This window comes from Hymenobacter sp. ISL-91 (assembly GCF_018613725.1).
In the GTDB taxonomy this organism is placed as follows: domain Bacteria; phylum Bacteroidota; class Bacteroidia; order Cytophagales; family Hymenobacteraceae; genus Hymenobacter.
Genome location: NZ_JAGGPS010000008.1, coordinates 109,808 through 132,878, shown reverse-complemented (window position 1 = coordinate 132,878; position 23,071 = coordinate 109,808). Strand labels below are relative to the sequence as shown.

19 protein-coding genes are annotated in these 23,071 nt (G+C 59.2%); 5 read left to right on the top strand and 14 right to left on the bottom strand.

Going from position 1 to position 23,071, the window contains the following annotated elements:
* Positions 1–8: 8 nt before the first annotated feature.
* The 3 genes from J7E24_RS04165 to queA all read right to left on the bottom strand — a co-directional run bounded on the left by J7E24_RS04165 (position 9) and on the right by queA (position 3,025).
* Positions 9–809 (bottom strand): enoyl-CoA hydratase-related protein, encoded by an 801-nt coding sequence (locus J7E24_RS04165; protein WP_215135419.1) that lies wholly within the window; start codon positions 807–809, stop codon positions 9–11.
* A gap of 165 nt (positions 810–974) precedes the next feature.
* Positions 975–1,700 carry a 2-C-methyl-D-erythritol 4-phosphate cytidylyltransferase gene (locus J7E24_RS04160; RefSeq protein ID WP_215135417.1) on the bottom strand — a complete coding sequence of 242 codons (726 nt, stop codon included), beginning with the start codon at positions 1,698–1,700 and terminating at the stop codon, positions 975–977.
* A 275-nt stretch (positions 1,701–1,975) separates the two neighbouring features.
* Positions 1,976–3,025: a tRNA preQ1(34) S-adenosylmethionine ribosyltransferase-isomerase QueA gene (queA, locus tag J7E24_RS04155; RefSeq protein ID WP_215135415.1), complete on the bottom strand. Its 1,050-nt coding sequence runs from the start codon at positions 3,023–3,025 to the stop codon at positions 1,976–1,978.
* A 232-nt stretch (positions 3,026–3,257) separates the two neighbouring features.
* Between queA and J7E24_RS04150 the strand changes: the two genes are divergently transcribed.
* From J7E24_RS04150 to J7E24_RS04140, 3 genes are all read left to right on the top strand, one after another.
* Complete coding sequence (locus J7E24_RS04150) at positions 3,258–4,517, top strand: ABC transporter permease (RefSeq protein WP_215135412.1); 1,260 nt, start codon at positions 3,258–3,260, stop codon at positions 4,515–4,517.
* A 342-nt stretch (positions 4,518–4,859) separates the two neighbouring features.
* Positions 4,860–5,723 carry a TIGR00730 family Rossman fold protein gene (locus J7E24_RS04145; RefSeq protein ID WP_215135409.1) on the top strand — a complete coding sequence of 288 codons (864 nt, stop codon included), beginning with the start codon at positions 4,860–4,862 and terminating at the stop codon, positions 5,721–5,723.
* A 193-nt stretch (positions 5,724–5,916) separates the two neighbouring features.
* Positions 5,917–7,143 (top strand): lycopene cyclase family protein, encoded by a 1,227-nt coding sequence (locus J7E24_RS04140; protein ID WP_215135407.1) that lies wholly within the window; start codon positions 5,917–5,919, stop codon positions 7,141–7,143.
* A 14-nt stretch (positions 7,144–7,157) separates the two neighbouring features.
* On the opposite strand, the gene J7E24_RS04135 is transcribed toward J7E24_RS04140, so the two are convergent.
* The 3 genes from J7E24_RS04135 to J7E24_RS04125 all read right to left on the bottom strand — a co-directional run bounded on the left by J7E24_RS04135 (position 7,158) and on the right by J7E24_RS04125 (position 9,738).
* Entirely contained in the window at positions 7,158–7,901 is a 744-nt protein-coding gene (locus tag J7E24_RS04135; RefSeq protein WP_251047009.1) for an ABC transporter ATP-binding protein, read from the bottom strand.
* A gap of 78 nt (positions 7,902–7,979) precedes the next feature.
* Complete coding sequence (locus tag J7E24_RS04130) at positions 7,980–8,201, bottom strand: DUF2795 domain-containing protein (RefSeq protein WP_019948259.1); 222 nt, start codon at positions 8,199–8,201, stop codon at positions 7,980–7,982.
* A 193-nt stretch (positions 8,202–8,394) separates the two neighbouring features.
* The gene (locus tag J7E24_RS04125) at positions 8,395–9,738 is read right to left on the bottom strand and encodes a DUF349 domain-containing protein (RefSeq protein WP_215135405.1); all 1,344 of its coding nucleotides are present in this window, start codon (positions 9,736–9,738) and stop codon (positions 8,395–8,397) included.
* Between the two features lie 201 nt (positions 9,739–9,939).
* On the opposite strand from J7E24_RS04125, the gene ettA reads away from it, so the two are divergent.
* Positions 9,940–11,607, top strand: a complete 1,668-nt coding sequence (gene ettA / locus J7E24_RS04120; RefSeq protein ID WP_215135403.1) for an energy-dependent translational throttle protein EttA — start codon at positions 9,940–9,942, stop codon at positions 11,605–11,607.
* A 471-nt stretch (positions 11,608–12,078) separates the two neighbouring features.
* Here ettA and J7E24_RS04115 read toward each other — a convergent pair whose 3' ends face one another.
* From J7E24_RS04115 to J7E24_RS04090, 6 genes are all read right to left on the bottom strand, one after another.
* Positions 12,079–12,834, bottom strand: a complete 756-nt coding sequence (locus tag J7E24_RS04115; RefSeq protein WP_215135400.1) for a hypothetical protein — start codon at positions 12,832–12,834, stop codon at positions 12,079–12,081.
* A gap of 68 nt (positions 12,835–12,902) precedes the next feature.
* Positions 12,903–14,042, bottom strand: a complete 1,140-nt coding sequence (locus J7E24_RS04110) for a hypothetical protein (RefSeq protein WP_215135397.1) — start codon at positions 14,040–14,042, stop codon at positions 12,903–12,905.
* Positions 14,043–14,389: 347 nt separating this feature from the next.
* Positions 14,390–17,359 carry a DEAD/DEAH box helicase gene (locus tag J7E24_RS04105; protein ID WP_215135395.1) on the bottom strand — a complete coding sequence of 990 codons (2,970 nt, stop codon included), beginning with the start codon at positions 17,357–17,359 and terminating at the stop codon, positions 14,390–14,392.
* 192 nt (positions 17,360–17,551) lie between these two features.
* On the bottom strand, positions 17,552–18,778 hold the full coding sequence (locus tag J7E24_RS04100) for an FtsX-like permease family protein (RefSeq protein WP_215135393.1): 1,227 nt from the start codon (positions 18,776–18,778) through the stop codon (positions 17,552–17,554).
* Positions 18,779–18,865: 87 nt separating this feature from the next.
* On the bottom strand, positions 18,866–19,675 hold the full coding sequence (locus J7E24_RS04095; RefSeq protein WP_215135390.1) for a class I SAM-dependent methyltransferase: 810 nt from the start codon (positions 19,673–19,675) through the stop codon (positions 18,866–18,868).
* A gap of 126 nt (positions 19,676–19,801) precedes the next feature.
* Entirely contained in the window at positions 19,802–20,257 is a 456-nt protein-coding gene (locus J7E24_RS04090) for a ribosome-binding factor A (RefSeq protein WP_215135387.1), read from the bottom strand.
* A 189-nt stretch (positions 20,258–20,446) separates the two neighbouring features.
* Between J7E24_RS04090 and J7E24_RS04085 the strand changes: the two genes are divergently transcribed.
* Positions 20,447–21,862, top strand: coding sequence for a hypothetical protein (locus J7E24_RS04085; protein ID WP_215135385.1), 1,416 nt, complete (start codon positions 20,447–20,449; stop codon positions 21,860–21,862).
* Positions 21,863–21,948: 86 nt separating this feature from the next.
* Here J7E24_RS04085 and def read toward each other — a convergent pair whose 3' ends face one another.
* Positions 21,949–22,554: a peptide deformylase gene (gene def, locus J7E24_RS04080; protein WP_215135383.1), complete on the bottom strand. Its 606-nt coding sequence runs from the start codon at positions 22,552–22,554 to the stop codon at positions 21,949–21,951.
* Entirely contained in the window at positions 22,551–22,961 is a 411-nt protein-coding gene (gene ruvX, locus J7E24_RS04075) for a Holliday junction resolvase RuvX (RefSeq protein WP_215135605.1), read from the bottom strand. The genes def and ruvX overlap by 4 nt, the downstream gene beginning before the upstream one ends.
* Between the last annotated feature and the right edge of the window lie 110 nt (positions 22,962–23,071).

The following is a 23,071-nucleotide window of genomic DNA, read 5'->3' as shown; positions in this document are numbered from 1 at the left end:
ACCGAACGTTACTCACCCTTAAAATCGGGCTTCCGCTTTTCCAGGAACGCCTGCACGCCCTCGCGGTAGTCGCCCGATTCGCCGGCAATCTGCTGGCAGTGGGCCTCATAGTCCAGCATTTCGTCGAGCGTGGCAGTGGCGGCCTTATTGAGCATTTGCTTGATGAGGCCGATGCTTTTGGTGGGCGCGGCGGCATAGCGGGCAGCTAGTGCATAAGTGGCTTCGTCGAGCTGCCCGGGGGCCACCACCTGGTTCACCAGGCCCAGGCGCAATGCTTCCTCGGCAGTTACCTTCGAGCCCAGCGTACATAGCTCAAACGCCTTCAGCGTGCCCACCAGCCGGGGCAGAAACCACGACGAGCCCGAATCGGGTACCAGCCCGATGTTGATAAACACCTCAATCAGCGAAGCCTCCGACGAAGCCACAATGGCGTCGCAGGCCAGCGCCAGCGAACAGCCGGCCCCGGCCGCCACGCCATTTAGGCGGCAGATGATGGGCTTGGGCAGCGCCCGCATAGCCCGGATAATGGGGTTGTAGCGCTTGTGCAGCGAATCGTAGAACGAACGAGGCTGGCCCTCGGCGGCCTCGGCCTCGGCCTCACGGCTAGCCTTCAAATCCTGGCCCGAGCAGAATGCCCGGCCGGCCCCCGTGAGCACCACCGCCCGCACGCTGGCATCGCGCGCCACCTGCTTCAGCGCATCCTGCAGCTCGTAGCTCTGGGCATCATCGAAGGCATTGAAAACGTCGGGACGGTTGAGCGTAATAGTGACTACGCCATCGGGGCGCACGTCGTAAAGCAGAGTGGGCATAGGGAAAGGAATAGGTTGATAAGCAAAGAAACGTCATTCAGAGTGAAGCGAAGAATCTCGCGTGCTGATGTTGTGTCGGTAGCCCAATATCAGCACGCGAGATTCTTCGCTCTTGCTCCAAGCGCAGCATGTTCTGAATGATATTCTGCCCTCAACGCACGTCACTCAGTTACCCATGCGCAGCAACGCCTCGGCCACGTACAGGTCCTCGGCCGTCGTTATTTTGAGGTTGCGGTAGTCGCCTTCTACCAGCTGAATGGGGTGCAGGTCTTCCACCACACTGGCATCGTCGGTGAAGGTGTTGAGCTCGGGCAGCTGGTAGGCACGGCGCAACAGGGCCAGATCGAAGCACTGCGGCGTTTGCACGAGGCGCAGGCGGGCGCGGTTGAGGGCGTAGCTGCCCTGCTGGCTCAGGTTGCGCACCGAATCTTTGGGCACCACGGCGGCCACGGCCGCGCCGTGGTTGTAGGCGGCTTGGTACGTGGCCTCAATCACGGAGCGGGGCGTGAGGGGGCGCACGCCGTCGTGCACGGCCACCACGCCGCTTTCGTGGTCAGCCAAGTGGGCCAAACCAGCGCGCACCGAGGCCCAGCGCGTAGCCCCGCCCACTACCAGCGTGTGCGGAATCTGCACCTGGTACTGCGCGCACAGGTCCTGCCAGGTTTCCAGCTGCCCGGCCGGTAGCACTACTACCAGCGTGCCCACACCCAGGGCCGGATCGGCAAAGCGGCGCAGCGTGTGCAGCAGCACCGGCTCGCCGGCCAGCTCCAGAAACTGCTTGGGCCGGTCGGCGCCCATGCGCGTACCGCTGCCGCCCGCCACCAGAATGGCGTAGCGGGAAGTAGCAGAACCTTTTGGACTTGAGGAACTGGCGGTGGCGGGTGAGTTCATGGCAACGGTGCAGGAGCGCAAATACGGTAATCGGCATAAAAAACGCCGGCTGCTACTCGCAAAAGTAGCAGCCGGCGCAGCCTGTTTCAAACGGCAGGGCTGTAGCCCAAGAACGTTGCTAACTCAAGTTGTAGCATACGTATATCAGCACGTAGTAGGGGCGGGGCTTGTCCCCGCCCGTCATTCGCGCCGCTTCAACGGTACTTGTTCAACGGTAACCGTTCAACGGCGGGCGGGGACAAGCCCCGCCCCTACAGCGCCCTCCGCAACTTTAGTTAGATAATCAGCATGGCGTCGCCGTAGCTGAAGAAGCGGTACTTCTCCTTGATGGCCAGCTTGTAGGCCTCAATCAGCAGGTCGTGGCCGGCGAAGGCCGAGGCCATCATCATCAGCGTGCTTTCCGGGGTGTGGAAGTTGGTGAGCAGCGCGTTGGCGATTTTGAAATCGTAGGGAGGGAAGATAAACCGGTCTGTCCAGCCTTCGTTGGCCTTCAGGCGAGTGTGGGCCGAAACCGACGACTCCATGGCCCGCATGGCCGTGGTACCAATGGCGCACACGCGCTTCTTGGCATCGAGGGCTTTGTTTACGACCACGGCCGTAGTGCCGGGCACCACGAAGTTCTCCGAGTCCATTTTGTGCTTGGTCAGGTCCTCCACATCCACGGTGCGGAAAGTGCCCAGGCCAATGTGCAGCGTTACGGGCGCCACCTCGATGCCTTTGATTTCCAGGCGCTTCATTATCTCGCGGGTGAAGTGCAGGCCAGCCGATGGCGCGGCTACTGCCCCGATATTGTTGGCGTAAATCGTCTGGTAACGCTCCTTGTCGGCCGCCTCGGTGTCGCGGGTGATAAACTCCTTTGGGATGGGGGTTTCGCCCAGGCTGTACAGCGCCTTATAGAAATCTTCGGGCGGGCCATCGTAGAGGAACTTGATGGTGCGGCCGCGCGACGTGGTATTGTCGATTACCTCGGCCACCATGTCCGACTCGCCGAAGTAGAGCTTGTTGCCCACCCGGATTTTACGGGCCGGATCTACGAGCACATCCCAGAGGTGAATTTCGGTGTTCAGCTCGCGGAGCAGAAATACCTCAATCTGGGCGCCGGTTTTTTCCTTGTTGCCATACATGCGGGCCGGAAACACCTTCGTATCATTCACCACAAATACGTCGCCTTCGTCGAAGTACTCCAGAATGTCTTTGAAAGAGCGGTGCTCGATTTTGCCACTGTCGCGGTGCAGCACCATCAGGCGCGACTCGTCGCGGTTTTTGGCCGGGTGCTGGGCCACCAGATTCTCGGGCAATTCGAATTTGAACTCAGAAAGCTTCATGGGCCAGACAGGGCAATAGTTGGGGAAACTAGTAAAAAAATCGAGCCGCAAAAGTACGGATAATTGCCGGAATAATAGGTAATTTTCGCCCGGAAACATTAATTGCCCTCCATGCGCCCGGGCCGGAGCGGATGGGTGCGTCGGGACCGTATTGCGCGGGAAATAACCGTGCCATGCCTGCCGTATCATTCGCAGTTTTCCAATTTAGCCTGTACCTCAGCTCCCCGATTCTATGAAAGCTATTCGCCTGACGCTTGAGAGTTTTCGCTTTGCCTGGGAGGCTTTGAAGGGCAACTTGCTGCGCACAATACTGTCGTTGCTGGGCGTTACAGTGGGTATTTTTGCCATTATTGCCGTGTTTACGGTGGTCGACTCGCTCGAGAAAAACATCCGCAACAGCATGAGCTTTGTGGGCGACAAGGTTATCTACGTGGATAAGTGGCCCTGGGAGTTCGGGCCCGAATTTGCCTGGTGGAAGTACTTCAACCGGCCGGTACCCAACATTCGTGAGTACCGACTACTGCAGAAGCAGCTCGGGTCCAACAACGCGGGCGTGGCCATTTTCGCCAGCAAGTCGGGCAACACGTTCAAGGCGGGCTCCAACAGCGTTGATGATGCCTTTTTGCAGGGTGTGAGCTATGACTACCGCATCATCTCGGATGTACCCGTGGCCCAGGGCCGCTACTTTACGCCCCAGGAAGTCGATGGCGCCCGTAACGTGGCCATCATCGGGGCCGATATTGCGGCTAACCTGTTTCCGGACCGCTCGGCCCTGGGCCAGGAGTTTAAAACCCGCGGCCAGCGCTTTACGGTGATTGGGGTGATGGAAAAGGCCGGTAAGAGCCTGCTCGAAATCAAGAGCAACGACACCAACACATTTATCCCGTTCGGAGCCTTTTCCAAGATATTCGCCATCAACCCCGGTACCGGCAGCGGCGTTTCGGCCACCATCGGCATCAAAGGCCTCGATACCGACCCCGGCCTGCTCGACCTTGAGTATGAAGTAACGGGGCTGATGCGCAGCGCCCGCGGCCTCAAGCCCCGCGAAGAAGCCAACTTCGCCCTCAACCGCCCCGAAATGCTGGCCAGCGCCATTTCGGGCCTGTTCTCGATTCTGGGCGTGGCCGGCGGCGTTATCGGCTCTTTTGCCATGCTGGTAGGCGGCTTCGGTATTGCCAACATCATGTTCGTGTCGGTGAAGGAGCGCACCAACATCATCGGCATTCAGAAGTCGTTGGGGGCTAAAAACTACTTCATCCTGTTCCAGTTCCTGTTCGAGGCCGTGTTTCTGTGCCTGCTGGGCGGAGCGGCGGGCCTGTTGCTGGTGTGGCTGGTTACGCTCATTCCGCAGGACTCGCTGCCGCTGTTCATGAGCGGCGGGCGCATCGCGCTGGGCCTTACGGTGTCGGTGCTTATCGGGATGGTGGCAGGCATTGTGCCGGCCGTCCTGGCCGCCAACCTCGACCCCGTTATTGCCATCCGGGCCAAGTAAGAGGCGAGAAGTGAGGGGTTAGGAAAGAACGTCATTCAGAGCGCAGCGAAGAATCTCGCGGGCTGAAGTAATCCTTTAGCAGGGAGTTACTGTGGCACGCGAGATTCTTCGCTGCGCTCTGAATGACAATTCTGTTACCCCAGCACTTCATCGCCCCATCATCCACAAATCACTATCTTGCGAACCGCTATGTGAGGTCGCCCCCCTTTTTGTGGGGGCGGCCTTCCTTTTTGCTTACCTTATTTAACCGCTTACTTTTTCCGGCGCCAACCGCTCCGAACCGGGCATACTTCCGGGTCCGGGTCGGGCGTTTTTGCGCCTCATTTTTCCTTTAAAATTCCCATGGCGAAACTCAAAAAAGAAAGCCGCACCAAAACGGCCGACCAGAACCTGAACGCTGGCAGCGGCCAGACCATCGTTCAGCCCAATGTAAACGACAACAAGGTCAAGACCATCAGCGACATCCGCGAGCAAACCCACGGCGAGCGGACGGTGCAGGTGGAAGACGAGCAGCGCATCCGCAAGGCGTTTGTTGACAAGGACTGGAACGAGATTAAGATTGCCGACTCCTGGCAGATCTTCAAGGTGATGGCCGAGTTCGTAGAGGGCTTCGAGAAGATGTCCAAAATCGGCCCCTGCGTATCCATTTTCGGCTCGGCCCGCACCAAGGCCGACAACCCGTACTACAAAATGGCCGAGGAAATTGCGGCCAAGCTCGTACGCCACGGCTACGGCGTTATCACGGGCGGCGGCCCCGGCATCATGGAGGCCGGCAACAAAGGCGCCCACTCCGAGGGCGGTAAGTCGGTGGGCCTCAACATCGAGCTACCCTTCGAGCAGTTCAACAACATCTACATCGACCCCGATAAAATCATCAACTTCGACTACTTCTTCGTGCGGAAGGTGATGTTCGTGAAGTACGCCCAGGGCTTCATCGGCATGCCCGGCGGCTTCGGCACCCTCGACGAGCTGTTTGAAGCTATTACGCTCATCCAGACCAAGAAAATCGGCCGCTTCCCCATCGTGCTGGTGGGCACCAGGTACTGGCAGGGCATGTTCGACTGGATTCAGCAGGTGATGCTGGAGGACGAGCGCAACATCTCGCCCGAAGACATGGATCTGGTGCAATTGGTAGACACGGCGGAGGACGCGGTGAAAATTATCGACGACTTCTACAGCAAGTACGTGCTGTCGCCCAACTTCTAAGGCTGGGGCAGCCCAGACTGCAACGGCTTGCACAAACGTTTTCGGAGGCAGGTATGGCCTCCCTTCGAAGGCGAGATACGCGAGGCATAAACATTCCAGTTTTCCGGGGCTTTTGAAAGCCGCTGCTTCGGCAGCGGCTTTTTTGTGCGTAGCTTGGTTTGATTTCTTTCGTTACCTGCCTGTGCCTGTTGCTATGCCCGATTCTGTTGCCCCATCGTTGTCGTCTGCCTCTGCCCAAGCGCCCGCGCTGGTGCGCAACTACGACTACCTGCTGGTGGGGGGCGGGGCGGCGGGCCTGAGCCTAGCCTACCACATCAGCCAGGAGCCGCGGCTAGCAGGCAAACGGGTACTCATTCTGGAGCCCGAGGCCAAAGACCGCAACGACCGCACTTGGTCGTTCTGGGCCGATGCGCCCACACTTTTCGATGGAATTGTGGCCCACGAGTGGGCAAAGCTGGCCTTCCGCAGCCCCGGTTTCGAGCGGGTGCTAACCCCGGAACGCTACCGCTACAAGATGATCCGGGGGCTGGATTTCTACCAGTTTGTGCGCCAGATGCTGACCGGGAATTCGCAGTTCACTTGGCTGCACACCACGGTAGAGGAGTTGGCCAGCACGCCCACCGGCGCCCGGGCTGGCACGCCCGAGGGCGAGTTTACGGCCCGTTATGCCTTCGACAGCCGCCCGCCCCAGCTGGCCGAGCTGCGCCGCCCGCGCCACCGCTACCTGCTCCAGCATTTTGTGGGCTGGGAAGTGGAAACCGAGCACGACGCCTTCGACCCCACCACGGCCGAGCTCATGGATTTTCGGGGTGAGCAGGGGCAGGAAGTGCGCTTTATGTACGTGCTGCCGTTCACTTCGCGCCGGGCGCTGGTCGAATACACCCTGTTTTCGGAGACGCCGCTGGCCAAGGCCGAGTACGAAGTGGAGCTGCGCCGCTACCTGGCCGCGCTGCCCGGGGCCGGCAACTACCACATTACGGCCGAAGAAGTGGGCGCCATTCCGATGACCGACCACCCACTTCCCCTGCGGCAAGGCGCGCACGTCCTCAACCTGGGCACGCGCGCCGGCCGGGCCAAACCCAGCAGCGGCTACGCCTTCAAGCGCATTCTGGACCACTCGGCCCGCCTGACGCAGGCGTTGGCCGCCACCGGCCACCCGCCCCGCCACAGCACCGGCGACCAATGGCAATTTGGCCTCTTCGATACGCTGCTGCTCGATATTATGCAGCGCCGGGGCGAGCAGATACGCGACATTTTCAGTCAGCTTTTCCGGCGCAACCCCACCGACCGGGTGTTCGATTTTTTGGACGAGCGCACCAGCTGGAAAGAGAATTTTCAGATTATGAACTCGGTTACCCCCTGGCCCTTTCTGCGCTCCATCTGGCATGTGCTGCGCCGCCGCCCAGGACAGCGGGAATAAGCCGTAACCACTCGTCAGGCGTGTACGGGCAGGCTTTGCTCGCTTTCCAGATAGGCGCGCTCCGATGCCACCACTTCCGGCGACAGTACTTGCAGCTGGGGCGTGGGGCGCGAGAGGTTGAGCAGGTAGCCGGGCAGGTGCGTGAGGTTGTCGAGGTCGTGGGTGATGCAGAGCACGGTTTTGCCTTCCTGCTGCACCCACTCGTGCAGCAGCCCGAATACGCGGCGGCGGTAGTACACATCGAGCTGCTGGGTGGGCTCGTCGAGCAGGCACAGGGCGGAATCCTGCAGGCTGAGCTGGGCCAGCCACACCAGTTGCTGCTCGCCGCCCGAAAGCAGGGTAAAATCCCGTTCGGCGAGATGGGCGGCCCCCACACGGGCCAGGGCAGCATCGGCCAGGGCATAATCGGTGGCTGAGTAGGCCCCCAGGAAGCGGTGGTGACGGAAGCGGCCCATCACCACCAGCTCGCGCACGGGCAACGAAAACTCGACGCTGGCCCGCTGGGGCAGGTGGGCCAGCAGCCCGGCCGCCGCCGGCCGGCGCACGGTGCGCAGGTTTTGCCCATTCACGGTTACGGTGCCCTCGTACGAAATCTGGCCGGTAAGAGCCCGCAGCAGGGTGGTTTTGCCGCAGCCGTTGTGCCCGATAACGGCCACGAAGGCCAGCTCGGGAACCGTAAAACACAAATTGCGGAGCAGGACTCGTCGTCCGTACCCCGCAATCAGGTTTTCTATAGAAAGTGTTGAGTGGTGAGACATGAGTAGTGAGATGCGGATGGCAGCAAGCCATCATCCTAAACCGTTCTAACTACTCAATACCAACTACTAACCACTGTTCTAGTACTCGTCCTCGTTGAACATGAAGTCCTCCTTGGTCGGATAGTCAGGCCAAACTTCTTCAATGTTTTCGTAAGGCTGGCCATCGTCTTCCAGGGCCTGCAGGTTTTCTACCACCTCCATCGGGGCACCCGAGCGGATGGAGTAATCAATGAGCTCATCCTTGGTGGCGGGCCAGGGGGCATCTTCCAGATACGAAGCAAGTTCGAGGGTCCAGTACATAAGCGTGTGTGCTACTAAAGGGCAACTAAAAAAATGGTCAAAAGCGCGGAGCGCCGTCCGCAAAAACCCGGCCGATACCGAAGGCCTGTCAGAACTGCATAGAGGCCGCAGCCCAAAGGTACATCGGCGAAGTTGCTGACGACAACGTAAATCCGTCAGGAAGGTTAACCCGGCCGCCGGCTGCGCACCAAACTTAGCGGACGGCCGCCGCCTGGTACATGGCAATCAGGTCGTTCTTGGTTCTAATTTTGCGGTCGAAAGCTCTGATTTTGCTTTGCAACAGCGTGCGGAAGGCGTCGTTGGCGGCGCTGGGGCTGAGCTTGTCGAGGTTGTCGGCCAGCACCTGCCGCTCCTGCTCGTCGAGGCGCAGAAACTCGCGCAGCGCCTGCACCCGCAGGGCCGCTTCGGCTGCCGGGGCCGGCGCGGGCGTAGCGGGGTCGGCCTGCCGCTTACGCATGTAGTAGTCGAGGGCGCTCATTTCGAACACCTTGTCGCAGGCCATAATAAACTGCTCCCACACTTGGTCCGACTCCTCGCCGCGCACCGGCCCAACCTGTTTCCAGGCCGCCTGTAGCTCTTTGGCGCGGGTTACGGCTTCGGGCATGGGTCGCTTCAGCAACGCCTGCGCCTCGGCCACCAGGGCCCGCTTGCGGCGCAGGTTTTCCTCGCCGCTGCTGTTGTTGCCACCCGTTACACTGTTGCCACCCGGCTGCTGGCGCTGGCTTTCGATATGGGTTTTGAGGCGCTCGAAGAAGTGGTTATGGGCTGCCCGAAAGCTCGCCCACAAATCGACGGCCTGCTTGCGGGGCAGGTTGCCATCAATTTCTTTCCAGGACTGCTGCAGCGCTTTCAGCTTGCGGCTGGTTTCCTCGAAGTCGGTGGAATTCTGCAACGCTTCCGAGCGTCGGATCAGGTCTTTGTACTGGTCGAGCGTGCGGTTGTTCATGGCCTTCTTCACGGCCAGGTAGTCCTTTTTGCGCGCATAGAACTCATCGGCGGCCGTCTGGAAACGCTTTTCCAGCTCGTCGGTCAGCTCCTTCTCTACCGGCCCGGTTTTAATCCAGGCCTGGCGCAGCTCCTTCAGCTGGTCGCTGCCCTGCTGCCAGTCCAACGTATCGCGCAGGGCTTCCGCCTGCTCGATGATGCTGTGCTTGGTAGCCAGGTTTTTGGCCCGGTTGTACCGCACGGTGGCCAGAATAGCTTCCTCGGCCGCGCTGAGCTGTTGGTGCAGCCCGGCAAAGTCGCCCAGCGCATCGTAGCTGCCGGCCTGCTCTTTCAGATGCAGAGCCTTCATCAGAAACGAGCCCTTGTTGTCGGATTCGTCGATGCTGCGCAGCAGCTCCTCGACTTTGGCCTGGTAGCGGGCGAAGCGCTCGGCGAAATAGCGCAGCGACGCTTCGGGCGAATCTTTCACCTGGCCTACTGGCCGGGCCGGATAGTTGAGCACAGGACGCAGCCAGACCTGGTTGCCCTCCGCGTAGCCATACTGCCGGGCCTGGGCCAGCAGCTGGTCAGGAGTGGATGCCGGTAATTCCATAATCAGATAAAAACAGCTAAGTGGGGAGAGGAGAAGTGAGGGCAGAACGAAGTACAAGTTTACAGCTTGTTGGCCAGACTTGCGGCCGGCTGCAAAGGGCGGAATGTTGGGGCCGGCTGCCTACCTTTGGTAGGCCGACAAGGCCGGCCGGCCGGCTTTCTGCCCGCGTCAGGCCATTTTTTCAGCTTCTACTTTCTTTCCATGAGCGACCAGCCCACCATTATCTTTTCGATGGCCGGGGTCACTAAGGTGTACCCGCCCCAGAAACAGGTTCTCAAAAACATCTATCTCTCGTTTTTCTACGGCGCCAAAATCGGCGTACTCGGCCTCAACGGCTCGGGTAAGTCGAGCCTACTCAAAATTATTGCCGGTGTCGATAAGCAGATTCAGGGCGACGTGGTGTTTTCGCCGGGCTACTCGGTGGGCTACCTGGAGCAGGAGCCCCAGCTCGACGCCACCAAAACGGTACTCGAAGTAGTACAGGAGGGCGTGGCCGAAACGGTGGCGCTGCTCAAAGAATTCGAGGAAATCAACGAAGCCTTCGGCGGCGAAGACCCCGACTTCGACAAGCTGCTGGAGCGCCAGGGCACCGTACAGGAGCGCCTCGACCAGCTCGATGCCTGGAACCTCGACAGCAAGTTGGAGCGGGCCATGGACGCGCTGCGCACGCCCGACGCCGACGCCATCATCGGCAACCTCTCCGGGGGCGAGAAGCGCCGGGTGGCGCTGTGCCGCCTGCTGCTGCAGGAGCCCGACGTGCTGCTGCTCGACGAACCCACCAACCACCTCGACGCCGAGAGCGTGCTGTGGCTGGAGCAGCATCTGCAGCAGTACAAAGGCACCGTGATTGCCGTAACCCACGACCGCTACTTCCTTGATAACGTGGCCGGCTGGATTCTGGAGCTCGACCGGGGCGAAGGGATTCCGTGGAAGGGTAACTACAGCTCGTGGCTGGAGCAGAAGTCCAACCGCCTTTCGCAGGAAGAAAAGACCGAGAGCAAGCGCCAGAAAACCCTGCAGCGCGAGCTGGAATGGGTGCGCATGGCCCCCAAGGCCCGCCAGGCTAAGAGCAAAGCCCGCCTTGCAGGCTACGACAAAATGGTGAACGAGGACTCGAAGGAGAAAGAGCAGAAGCTCGAACTCTTCATCCCCGACGGCCCGCGCTTGGGTGCTCAAGTAATTGAAGTAGAGGGTCTGCGCAAGGCCTTCGGCGACAAGTTGCTGTTTGATAACCTGAGCTTCTCGCTGCCACAGGGCGGCATTGTGGGCGTTATCGGGCCGAACGGCGCCGGCAAAACCACCCTGTTCCGCCTCATCACCGACCAGGTGCAGCCCGACGCCGGCACGTTTGTAGTCGGCCCCACGGTGCAGACGGCCTACGTCGATCAGCAGCACGACACGCTGGAGCCCAACAAATCGGTGTTCGAAACCATTTCGGGCGGCACCGAAACGATGATGCTGGCCGGCCGGCCGGTGAATTCGCGGGCCTTCGTGAGCAACTTCAACTTTAGGGGCGGCGACCAGGAAAAGAAGGTTGGCAGCCTTTCGGGCGGCGAGCGAAACCGGGTACACCTAGCTACCACGCTCAAGCAGGGAGCCAACCTGCTGCTGCTCGATGAGCCCACCAACGACCTCGACGTAAATGCCATTCGGGCGCTGGAAGACGCGCTGGAGAACTTCGCCGGCTGCGCCGTTATCATCAGCCACGACCGGTGGTTCCTCGACCGGCTGGCCACGCACATCCTGGCCTTCGAGGGCGACTCGGAAGTGGTGTGGTTCGAGGGCAACTTCTCTGACTACGAGGAAGCCAAAAAGAAGCGCCTCGGCGACGTAGCCCCTAAGCGCGTACGCTACCGCAGCCTGAACTAGCAAATTATTTTTCTGGTATTTGGTCGCCACAATTCGGGCCTGCCGGCTGTACTCAGGTGCATCGGGCAGGCCCGAATGGCATAAGGCAGTTGGTGCCGGCCGGTGGTGTTACATTGGCGGCAGAGCTACTGCGGCATAAACCAGTGCAAGTAGCCACAATTGTCGCACTCGTAGCACAAGGCCGAGGCATCGGTCCACTCGGTGCGCAACCGGAGTTTAAGCGGGAAGGCGGTGAGTGAATGAGGCTGCTCGCCATTACACGTAGGCTTAACATTCTGCGCATCAAGCGGCGTCAGTCCGTGACGGCAAAATGACCAGTCACTGATCAGTAGAAAGCCTCTGACATGAGAACGTCAGAGGCTTTACAATTTGACGCGTATTGCGTGTAGTATGGTCGGATTAGCTACGCTGTTTTTATGGTGTTTCGGACCTTGGCTTGATGCGCCACACGCCTCGTAACAACGGACGGGTTTACTCGCCGTCTTGCGCAGGAGCCATCTGGGCGGTGCGCTCTTTATCCCATAGCCGCACGCCCATCGTTACCATCCAGAGCCGGCTGGTTACGTTGGCGCGGTAGTTTTGGCCTTCCCAGCGCACTTCGCCCACCACCGGCGTTATATTCCACTCCCGCCGGAAATCGAGCGACACCCGCCACAGCTCCAGGCCAACGCCCAGCTGAGCGCCGGCCGTAATGCAGGGAAAGCCTTCGTAAAATGCTTTTTCAATCCGCCGGTAGGGGGTGGCGGGGGATTGAGGATGCCAGTTATAATTATCCCGCAAAAGCTCCCGCCGCGACATATAGCTTACGACCGGGCCGCCCAGCAGCCGCACCGGGGAGCGGAGAACCGGCACTCCCAGTAGCGCAGTCAAGTCGTAGCGCCGAATTTTAGCGCCGGGACTTGATAGCTCAAAATCGAACGGTGAGGGTTCCGGGGCAAGGTTTTCCAGCTGGGCGTGCGCGTTACGGCCCGAGCGGTCCAGTTCGGCCTGCACGTACCACGCCCCATCGGCCCGTCCCAGCGGCTTTCGAGCAAACACGCCCAGCCGCCACATATCCATCGGCTCCATGCCGTAAATATGCAGTTGATACTGGCCAAACTGCCGCTCAGCTGGGTTGAACTTGTAGTGCCCGTAAGAGCCCAGTAAGCCCACCGACCAAACGGGGCGCTGCGCCTGACTGGCTCCTGGCAGCAGAAGCAGAACGGGTAGCAGTAAGATTCTTTTCATAGCAAAAAAGCAGAACCTGCCCCGCGCTTAACAATGCGCCCGGGGCAGGTTTTTCAGCTTGAGAATAGTTAGTACCGATCGTAAATAAGTTCACGACGCGGGAGGGTGAATTTCAAATAATCCTGTGCTTTCCAAAACGGAAATTCACCGCGCCATCCATTATATTGATCAAGAGTATTAGCATAAAAGAAAAGGGAACGAGCAAAATCTTGCTGCCATATAATCTCCTCTTTCGTTTTGTATTTTATTTCTTCAGTTGATTCTTTGGTTGTTTTAGTATTCACCGTACCGCTTGGGCCACCATCCTTACCAGGTATAGTGACTCCCGTATTTACTTCAAATGTAGTTTTGGCAGTTTTTGTCCGCTCACTAGCATTATCATACTCGTATACGACGAAGTACTGCGTCTTTTCGAGACGAGTCCAGTCACTATCAAAAATTATGTACTGATACGTGTGATTCTTGTCACGAATAGTAGCCCGGCTTAAATCCACCCCTACAATAGCTGCAGGTTCTTTGTTTACGTCTACTTGTCCGCCGGCGTCTATCGATAGGTATCCTTTCGGTCTAGTGAAGCGAAGCTCTGAGCCACCGGAATTTCCTGAGCCATCACCAAATAAACCATCAAGCTGCTTCGTGAGTTGCACGTATCCAATGCGAAGTTCATTGGCAGTGTCCTTGATGCTATTTGTACCGTTTGGCTGAAGTATAATTGGCTGTTCCGTACTAGTGGTCATCTCAGACTCATCAAGAGGCTGCACAATAAATGTAGAGTGCAACTGTACGTAATTTTCATCCACTGTTACTTCGACGATTTCTTCTATTCCGTCGCCATCAGTATCAGCGTAATAATAACCAGTAGAGGCTTGGGTATTGTGCAGTGGAGCGAAGGTAACAGTCGGGTTATCTATTTCCTCAAAATCCTGAGAATATGGAAAGTAGATATCCGCTCCATCCTCTACTAAGGCAGATTCTAGGTTACCGCCTCCAGAAGTGCCACGAGCAGCAGATCCTGTTTTAGTTGTAAAATCTTCTGAATGCGGATAAGCATTAGTGGCTAATAATTGGTCAAATTTACTTTTAAAACCACTAAGTGGATTATCCTGCCCCCTAGATGCTATGCTAGAAGCAGCAAAAAGCTCTTCAAAAGAAATTTGCTCGTGCTGATATTTATCAACCTCTAACTCTTGGCTCAATGCCTTGAGCATTTGCTTGTCTTCATGAAGTGCTTTTACTAGTATAAGAGCAGCTTGCTTATAATTATCTGCTTTGACTTTTTCTTCAGCGGAAAGCTCGCGCTTTTGAATTTCTTCTTTCTGCGGACGCGGCTGGTCTACATTCTATTTTTCGCAGGATGCGAATAGTCCGCTCGTAACGGCAAAAGTGACAACTAGTAGCTTCCTAAAAGCTGAGGGGGGGGGTAAATTGCTTAAACATAAAGGGGAAAAAGGAAGGATGAATGAGGCACAAATATATAGAGAGTTTTTATTGTTTGACGCTCTGCATAAAAATAATTTCACAGATTCTTCATGTTTTTTGAGTTGCCATCCTGCTCTCACCCCAGCAGTTCCTCAATGTCCTCTTTCGTCAGGTTCTTTATAACGGCTTCGTCGGTGGAAATCAGGTCCGTCACGAGCTGGATTTTCTTGCGCTGCAGGGCCAGGATTTTCTCCTCGACAGTGCCGCGGGTGATGAATTTGTAGGTGAATACCGTTCGCTCCTGCCCGATGCGGTGGGCGCGGTCTACCGCCTGGGCCTCCACGGCCGGGTTCCACCAGGGGTCGAGCAGAAACACGTAGTCGGCGGCCGTGAGGTTGAGACCCACGCCGCCGGCCTTAAGGCTGATGAGAAACACGCGCAGCTCGGGTGTTTCCTGAAACCGGGTGACTTCCTTGTGCCGGTCGCGAGTGTTGCCGTCGAGGTAGGCGTAAGCTAGCTGCCGCTCATCGAGGGCGGTGCGCACCAAATCAAGGTGCTTCACAAACTGGCTAAACACAAGCACCTTGTGCCCTTCGGCCGCCACGTTCTTTATCATCCGCACTACCTCGCGCAGCTTGCCCGACTCGTGGGTGTACTCCGGGTCGGCGAGGCGGGGGTGGTTGGCAATCAGGCGCAGCTTGGTGAGGCCCTGTAGCAGCACAAACTGGGTGTTAGCCGAGCCAGTTTCTTCCAGGTTCTGCAGAATCAGGTTACGGTAGTGGCTCTTTGTTTCCTCGTAGAACTGCTGCTGCTCCTCGGTCATGGCGCAGTAGTTCAGGTTTTCAACCTTAGCGGGCAGTTCGGTAGCCACCTGGGCTTTGTGGCGGCGCAGGATAAAGGGCTTGATAAGTGCGTGCAGGCGGCGACGCTTATCCTCGTCTTGGTGCTTTTCAATAGGCTTAAGGAATTCCTTGCGGAAAAACGCTTGGGTGCCCAGCAGCCCGGGGTTGATGAACGACATCTGCGACCACAAATCCATCGTGCTGTTCTCGACGGGCGTGCCGGTCAGAATCAGGCGGTGGCGGGCCGGCAGTTGGCGCACGGCCTGCGAGGTAGTGGAACCCGGATTCTTGATGGCCTGCGACTCATCAAGAATCACGTAGTCAAACTGGTAGGTTTTGAGCAGCTCGATGTCGAGGCGCACGATGCCATAGCTGGTTAGCACCACGTCGTAATCGGCAAACTGAGCCACGTTTTTCTCGCGGTAGGTGCCGGTGTAGATGAGCAGGCGCAGACCGGGCGCAAACTTGAAGGCCTCGGTCATCCAGTTGTACACCAGCGAGGTAGGCATCACCAGCAAGGAAGCCGCCCCGTTGGCCGCCCCCGTTTCCTTGCGCTGCAGCAGCAGCGCCAGTGCCTGAATCGTTTTGCCAAGTCCCATATCGTCGGCCAGGCAGCCGCCAAACTGGTAGTTCTGCACGAAGTGCAGCCAGTCGTAGCCGGCCTTCTGGTAGGGGCGCAGCTCGCCCCGGAAGGTGGCGGGCATGGGGTGCTCGGCCACGGCTTCGAACTCGCGCAGCTGCTCCAGCTTGCGGCTCATGAGCACGGTAGCCAGGTTACCGCTTTGCAAATCGGCCACCAGCGACACGTGGTGTTTGCGCAGGCTCAGGCCCTCGTTGTGCTCCTCGGCGAAGGCAAACAGCTCCAAGTACTGCGCAAACCACTCCTCCGGAATAACGGCTATCTGGCCGTTAGGCAGTCGGAACTCGGGCCGCTTATTGAGAATGTAGGGCCGCAGCTTGATAAACGGAATCTCGAACTCGCCGAAGCGCACCACGCCGTGCACATCAAACCAGTCGTTGGTTTCGGTGATGCCCACCTCTACCGACACGGCGCCGATGAAGTAGTCTTTGCCCGAGGAGCGGCCCTGCTTTACCGTAAAGCCGCGCTGGGTCAGCTCGTCGGTGTGGTCGTGGAGCCAGCGGAAGGCGGTAGCTTTTTCGAGCATGGCGCGCCCATCCTGCACCTGCAGGGCCCGGGCCTGCAGCTCGCGCACTATCTCCTGTTCCTGGTCGAGGTTGCGGATGAGGCGGTGGAAGACGTAGTTATCGGCTTGTTTTTCCAACTTCACGCACACGCGCTTGTCGTGGTCGGAGGGCACCGTGTGGGGGCCGTAGCGGAAGCTCAGGTCGAAGTGGATGTGGTTGGCCGGCGGGGCTGGGGCGCTGGCTGCCGTAGCCACAGTGCCAGCGCCCCGGCGGCCCGGGCGTGGGGCCGCGGCGGGGGCTACTGCCGCCGGGGCCGGGGCATCGGAGAACGTGAGTTGGGGCCGGGCCACGTAGCGCTCCGAGCGGATGTCGAAGCCGCGGGCGTGCACATCGAACGACTCGACCAGCGGGGCCACGAACTTGTGGAAGTAGCTGTCCTCGACCTGGCGCGGAATTACGATAAACTTCTTGTTGAGGAAGGGCCGGAGCTTCTTGCCATCTACCTCGTTGCGGAAGTTGTGCAGCACGTCGCCCACCAGCAGCCAGGCCGGCTGCTCGCACACAATCACCGTATTTTTGTACTGAAAATCGAGCTTCTGGCCCTGGTACTGAATGGTGGGGAAGTAGTGGGTGTTTTCCTCGTTGCGCCGGAAGTGAAACAGCACTGAGGCCGGCTCGGGGGCCAGGGAAATCTCTCGCCAAGTAGGCTCGCCGTCGCGCCCCATAATAAACACGCACTTGCCAGCCAGCCGCGCCAGAATCTGGCCCATACGCTCCTGCACGTAGCGGCAGATGGCATCCTGCAGCGGCTTATCGCCTTTTTCGGGGTCGTAGGTTTTTAGGAAGAAATCGGCCGGCGTGGTCTTTTTCTTGGGTCCGAACTCCTTGATAACCGCGTCCTGGCTGATCTGGTCGGTGAGGGCTACCAGTTCGAAGTCGGTGGCGTCGAGGCCAGCTGCAAACTCGGCCGCGTTCTTGGCCGATACGGTTTGGTGCAAAAGCGTCAGCTGTCCCCGCTCGTTGCGCTGCACCACATACGACTCAAATAAATATCCCAGATATTCATGCTCCAGCAACGAATAAACAATCTGAAACGGCTCAGTAGTTGAGACCTTCATGGTCGGGCTTGATAGGGGCAATTAAACAAATACAGCCCGCTAAATAGCGTAATTTTACTCAATAAGAAAGTTCAACAGCCGGATAAACATACTAAAAGCCGGTATCCTTTCGTTTTGGTGCGCAAATTCAGCCGACAGCATTCCATCAACTGCCCACGGAGCGTCCCAAAAAATGCGGGGCAGGCAGGTGGCTTACAGGTTGTCGCGCACGTCCAGGCGCGAGGCGTTCAGGGCCGGCCTAATGGAGACGCTGATAGTGATAAAGATGATGGCAATACCGGTGAGCACGATATCGGAGAGCTGCATCTTCACCGGATACGCATCCACCACGCTCGTGGCCATGCCCATGCTCACCACATGAAACGTCTGCTGAATCCAGCAGATGCCCACGCCCAGCACCAGCCCGACAATGGCGCCCACCTGGGCCACAATGGCCCCCTCAAACAGGAAAATGTTGCGAATGGTCCGCTGGTCGGCACCCATGGCCATCAGCACGGCCATGTCCTTCTTTTTGTCAATCACCAGCATCGAGAGTGAGAAGAAGATGTTGATGCTGGCAATGAGCAGAATGAAGGCGAAGGTGATGAACACGAACATCTTCTCGACCTTAATGGCCTTGAGCAGCGACACATGCTGCTCATCAGAATTGAGCACTTTGAAAGTTGGGCCGAGCCGCTCGCGCAGCGTTTGCTGCACGCTTTCAATGTCCTGGCCCTCCTTCACTTTCACCTCCAGGCCCGTGCGGCGGGTGCCGTAGTTGAGTAGGTCGCGGGCAAATTCGAGGGGCACAAAAACGTAGCTGTCGTCGATGCGCTGCTCGATGAGGAAGACGCCCCCGGCCAGAATATTTTTCTGGGTGAAGTAGGCATCGGGGTCCATGGAAACCCGGAACTTACCGGCCTTAGGGTAGAGCAGGCGCATGGGTGCAAAGCGGTTGTCGAGGGCAATGCTGAGCTCGTGCTGTACGCCGGCCCCCAGCAGGGCGTACTCGCGGCCCTCGCGCTGCAGGCCCGAGCTGCCATCTACAATGGCCGAGTCGATGTTACTCTGGTGGTGATAGTTAGCCGAAACGCCCTTCATCTTCACCACCATTTGCCGGTCGCGGTACTGCAGCAGGGCATTGTCCTCGATTACCTCGGTTACCATGCGTACGCCGGGTGTGCGCTGCACGCGCACCAGCAGCGGGGCCGTCAGCTCGAATGATTTGCCCTGCACGGCCGTCACCACCAAATCGGGGTCGGATTTGCCGTAGAGGCTGCGCACCAGATCCTCGAGGCCGTTGAAAACGGAAAGCACAATAATGAGCGCCGTGGTGCCCACCGCCACCCCCACCATCGAAATGTTGGAGATGATGCTGATAATGTTGCGCTTCTTCTTGGAGAGAAAATAACGCCGGGCAATGAGCAGAGGTACGTTCACGTGCGGGGCGGGCCGGAGCTGGGCGGAGTGTGAGGGTAAAAAAGCAACGGGTTCCGCAGCCAAGATACGCCGTTGCGCCGGAAAGGTCTATTTCCAGGCTTTCACGATGAGGCCGGTGCCCGACTCGTGCTTGGTGCTGGCATCAAGCCAGTTCAGCAGCAGGCAGAAGGGGAAGGTGACGAGGTAGTAGAAAGGCAGCAGCAGAAAAAACCACTTCGACGCGCCCAGCATCTGAATGGGGTATTTCATGCTCAGGCGCCACGAAATCTGGCCCGGCTCGCCGTAGCTGTACTGGGCCTCAATCCGCTCGAAACCGGCCGTACGCAGCTTTTGCTGAATTTCGTGAATGTTGTAGCCGTCGCGCACGTGCTCCTCGATAAAGCTGGTTTCCCCGTCGGAATGCACGTCGGAGCCGCCCTGGTCGCTGGGGGTGGAGATGAGCAGCATGCCGCCGTCCTTCAGCGAGGCGTGGATGTTTTTAAACACCTCCACATCCTCCAGAATATGCTCCATCACATCCACCGACAGGGCCAGATCGAAGGTATTGGGCTGCTGGTAAAGCACGAGGTCCTGGACGGCAAATTGGGCATTCACGCGGCCAATCTCGCGGAAAAAGCGGTTGGAGTCGGCCACCTGCTCCTCCTTCACATCAACGGCCAGGATTTCCCACTTCGGGCTCTGGCCCGCCAGCCAGTAGGTGTACTGCCCGTAGCCCGAGCCGGCGTCCAGAATCGTGAGTTGCTCCTGGGTGCGGCCCTTGCCCCAGGCGCGCAGCTCGCGGTGCACGTGCCAGGTGCGCAGCAGCAGCAAATCGAGCAGATGATAAAAGAGCCGCCGCAGCCAGGGAGTGCGGTTGAACACGTCGCCGAGCGACTTTTTAATCGGGTCGTAATACAAGGGGTGAGCCGGTGAGTGGGTGAAGGCCAAAGGTGGTCAGCCTGCGCAGCGCGAAGAACCTGTACAGAAACGCTTTCTGCTTAGGTTCTTCGGGCTGCTCAGAACGACAGGCAGCGTTTTAGTCGATTACTCGCCCCCAAACAGGCGCGGGCGCTTGCCAAGGCTGGTGGCCGCGTCGGTGCTTTCGGCGGGGGTGGGCTCGGTGGGGGCCGCCGGAATTTCCAGGTCGCCGAATACGCGGTCCATCTGGGCAGCATAAGCGGCCGAGTCGTCAAGGAAGAATACCAGCTCGGGCACGATGCGCAGCTGGCGCCGAATCCGCTTGGCCAGCGCCTGCCGGATGGGCTTGCCGTTGTCCTTCACCAGTACCAGCTGCTGCTCGCCCTGGTTGGCCTTATCGGCTGCGCTGCCGATGCTGAGCACGCTCAGGTACACGCGGGCCACGCCCAGGTCGGGCGATACGCGTACCAGGTTGATGCCCGGCGGCAGGCCCGGAAACAGGTGGGGCAGGTCGCGCTGAAATACGGCCGCCAGCTCCTGCTGGAGCAGGCTGGCTACTTTTTGTTGTCGTTTGCTTTCCATAAGAGGCTACAAAGATACGAATTGGGGTTTGAGGTATTGAGGTGCTGAGCTGTCATGCTGAGCGGAGTGAAGGACCTCACCACGTCATAACGACTTGTGCTCACGTGGTAGGGGCCTTCGCTCCGCTCAGGATGACAGTATATTTGTCCCAGTCCTTCGCCCTCGAACTACCACCCCCCACCACGCCACTTGCTTACGTTTTTCAAGAGCACCCTGCCCACCCGCCTGCTGCTGTTGCTGCTGCTTGTTCTGGCGCTGCGGCTGCCGCTGCTCTGGTGGGGCCTGCCCCTGATGCCCATCGAGCTGCGCGCCATGCTGGTGGGCGAGCGGCTGGGCGAAGGCGTACACCTTTACCGCGACCTGTACGATAGTACTGCGCCGCTGGCTGCCGCCCTGGCCGGGCTGCTGGAACTGGCGAGTAGCCGGATGCTGTGGCTGTACCGGCTGCTGGCGCTGGCGCTGCTCATGTTTCAGGCCCTGCGCTTCAATTTCGTGCTCAACCGCGCCGACGCCCTGCCCGAACGCGGCTACCTGGCGGCGCTGGTGTACCTGCTGGTGGGCTCCGTCAGCACCGACCTCGACATTTTTTCGCCACTGCTGCTGGGCCACACCTTTCTGATTGCCGGCTTCAGTGCCCTGCTGCCCACCTCGCGCGAGGGCTACGACAACCGCCGGCTGTTCAGGGCAGGTTTCCTGATGGGCGTGGCGGCGCTGTGTTACCTGCCGCTGGCGCTGTTTCTGCTGCTGGGCCTGTTTGCCGTTATCATCTTCGCGGCCAATTCGTTCCGGAGTTTTCTGCTGCTGGTGTGCGGCTTTCTGTTCCCGTATGCGGTAGTGGCCTCGTTCTTCCTCTACACCAACTCCCTGCTGGGCTTCGTGCAGTTTCATCTGCAGCCTACTGTTAGTGGCCTGGTGGCCGGCACCGATGGGCTGCCGCTGCCCGTGCAGCTGCCGTTGCTGGTTTTGCCGGGGCTGGTACTTGTGCTCGGGTTGGTACGCAGCCTGTTGGGGCCGCCGGGCCTGGTGTTTCAGGTAAAGTTTCAGCAACTGATGCTGGTGTGGCTGCTGGTAGCAGTGGCCGTAGCGTTTGCCGGCCGGGGCGTAGCTCCCGGCACGGCGGCGCTGCTGCTGCCGCCGGCCGCCTATTTCAGCCTGTATCTGTGGCAGAAAACGGCGCGGGCCTGGGTGCCCGAGGTGGGGCTGCTGGTGCTGGTAGGCGCCGTACTGCTGGTGCGCTACCGGGCCGTTTTCTTCCTCGACGACGCCCTGCAACTACCCCTCGAAGCTCGCTATGCCGTGCAGCCCGACCCGCGCACCAGCTTCCTGCGGGGCCAGCGCCTGTTGGTGCTCGGCCCCAGCCTGCGCCCTTACGTACACAACCGCCTCGCCTCGCCCTACCTCGACTGGCGGCTGGCCCAGGTCGATTTCGGCTACCTCGATGAGTACGCGGCCGTGTTCCGGCTGGCTCGCAGCCTCGGCCCCAACCCGCCCCAGTACCTCATCGACCAGCGCAACCTACTGCCCGAGCTGCGCTACAAGCTCCCGCACCTATTCGGCCGCTACGAGCCCACCAGCACCAAAGGCGTGTACCGGCTGGGGAAGTGAGTTGTCAGGTGTTGGTTGTCAGTTGTCAGGATGACGTTCATTCTGACAACTGACAACCAACACCTGACAACTCAATTTCTCACCCGTTACCGCCGGCCACCGGCCGGGGCGGCAAAGCGCATGCGGTAGTCGGCATCCACGTCGCCCTTGCTGATGCGGGCGAGCTTGCCTTTGAGCAGCTGCTTGCGCAGGCCCTTGGTGTAATCGGTGAATAATATCCCCTCCAGGTGGTCGTACTCGTGCTGAATAACGCGGGCAGTGAGGCCCGAAAAGGTTTCCTCGTGCACCTGGCGCTGCTCGTCTTCGTAGCGCATCCGGATAACCGGGCAGCGCATTACCCGCTCCCGAATGCCGGGAATGCTCAGGCATCCCTCCTCAAAAGCCCATGGCTCGCCGGTTTCGCTCAGCATTTGGGGGTTGATGAAGGCGCGCTTAACGGGGGCCGCCGTGGGCTCGTCTACAATCGGGTTGCCATCCTCGTCCTCGTCGAGCATGGGCGCCGAGTCGATAACGAACAGGCGGATGCCCTTACCCACCTGCGGGGCTGCCAGGCCCACGCCGTGGGCGTGGTACATGGTTTCGTACATGTTGGCAATCAGCAGCTCCAGTTCGGCCGCCGGGAAGTCGGCGGGCAGGAGTTTGGCAGGGGTTTTCAGTACCGGGTCGCCGAAGGCAACGATGGGGAAAATCATCGGGATTCGAGGTAAGATTGAAGGATAATGGTGGCCGCCACCCTATCGACAGTAGCCTTGTCGCGCCGGTCCTTTTTGCCCAGGCCGCCGGCCAGCATGGCCGCGTGGGCCATGCGCGAAGTAAACCGCTCGTCAATTTCGTGCACCGGCACCTGCGGAAACTCCTTGCGGAGCCGCCGCACGAGGCCCACTACGGCGCTGGTCGCATCGGTGGGCTCGTTGCCGAGGGTGCGGGGCATGCCCACCACCAGCGCCTCCAGCGGCTCACGCTCGTGGTAGGCTTTCAGGTAGGCCAACAGCTCTTGGCTGTGAATGGTGGCTAGGGGCGTGGCAATGAGTTGGAGTGGGTCGGTTATGGCCAGTCCCACGCGTTTGTGCCCGTAATCAATGGCCATCACGCGCCCCATTGCATCGAAATCAAGAGTATTGGGCGGGTTCGCCAACCGGCGGCCACCACGCCGCAAAGGTACGACAGATGGCCCGAACGTTATAAGCGGCCCCGATACCCGGCCATGGC

What these genes read in the sequence shown, in the direction of transcription:
- J7E24_RS04140 (WP_215135407.1), top strand. Translation starts at nt 5,917, where the DNA reads ATGCCCGATTCTGTTGCCCCATCGTTGTCGTCTGCCTCTGCCCAAGCG.
- J7E24_RS04145 (WP_215135409.1), top strand. Translation starts at nt 4,860, where the DNA reads ATGGCGAAACTCAAAAAAGAAAGCCGCACCAAAACGGCCGACCAGAAC.
- J7E24_RS04130 (WP_019948259.1), bottom strand. Translation starts at nt 8,201, where the DNA reads ATGTACTGGACCCTCGAACTTGCTTCGTATCTGGAAGATGCCCCCTGG.
- queA (WP_215135415.1), bottom strand. Translation starts at nt 3,025, where the DNA reads ATGAAGCTTTCTGAGTTCAAATTCGAATTGCCCGAGAATCTGGTGGCC.
- J7E24_RS04160 (WP_215135417.1), bottom strand. Translation starts at nt 1,700, where the DNA reads ATGAACTCACCCGCCACCGCCAGTTCCTCAAGTCCAAAAGGTTCTGCT.
- J7E24_RS04115 (WP_215135400.1), bottom strand. Translation starts at nt 12,834, where the DNA reads ATGAAAAGAATCTTACTGCTACCCGTTCTGCTTCTGCTGCCAGGAGCC.
- J7E24_RS04165 (WP_215135419.1), bottom strand. Translation starts at nt 809, where the DNA reads ATGCCCACTCTGCTTTACGACGTGCGCCCCGATGGCGTAGTCACTATT.
- J7E24_RS04105 (WP_215135395.1), bottom strand. Translation starts at nt 17,359, where the DNA reads ATGAAGGTCTCAACTACTGAGCCGTTTCAGATTGTTTATTCGTTGCTG.
- J7E24_RS04125 (WP_215135405.1), bottom strand. Translation starts at nt 9,738, where the DNA reads ATGGAATTACCGGCATCCACTCCTGACCAGCTGCTGGCCCAGGCCCGG.
- def (WP_215135383.1), bottom strand. Translation starts at nt 22,554, where the DNA reads ATGATTTTCCCCATCGTTGCCTTCGGCGACCCGGTACTGAAAACCCCT.
- ettA (WP_215135403.1), top strand. Translation starts at nt 9,940, where the DNA reads ATGAGCGACCAGCCCACCATTATCTTTTCGATGGCCGGGGTCACTAAG.
- J7E24_RS04090 (WP_215135387.1), bottom strand. Translation starts at nt 20,257, where the DNA reads ATGGAAAGCAAACGACAACAAAAAGTAGCCAGCCTGCTCCAGCAGGAG.
- J7E24_RS04150 (WP_215135412.1), top strand. Translation starts at nt 3,258, where the DNA reads ATGAAAGCTATTCGCCTGACGCTTGAGAGTTTTCGCTTTGCCTGGGAG.
- ruvX (WP_215135605.1), bottom strand. Translation starts at nt 22,961, where the DNA reads ATGGGGCGCGTGATGGCCATTGATTACGGGCACAAACGCGTGGGACTG.
- J7E24_RS04135 (WP_251047009.1), bottom strand. Translation starts at nt 7,901, where the DNA reads ATGTCTCACCACTCAACACTTTCTATAGAAAACCTGATTGCGGGGTAC.
- J7E24_RS04110 (WP_215135397.1), bottom strand. Translation starts at nt 14,042, where the DNA reads ATGCTCAAGGCATTGAGCCAAGAGTTAGAGGTTGATAAATATCAGCAC.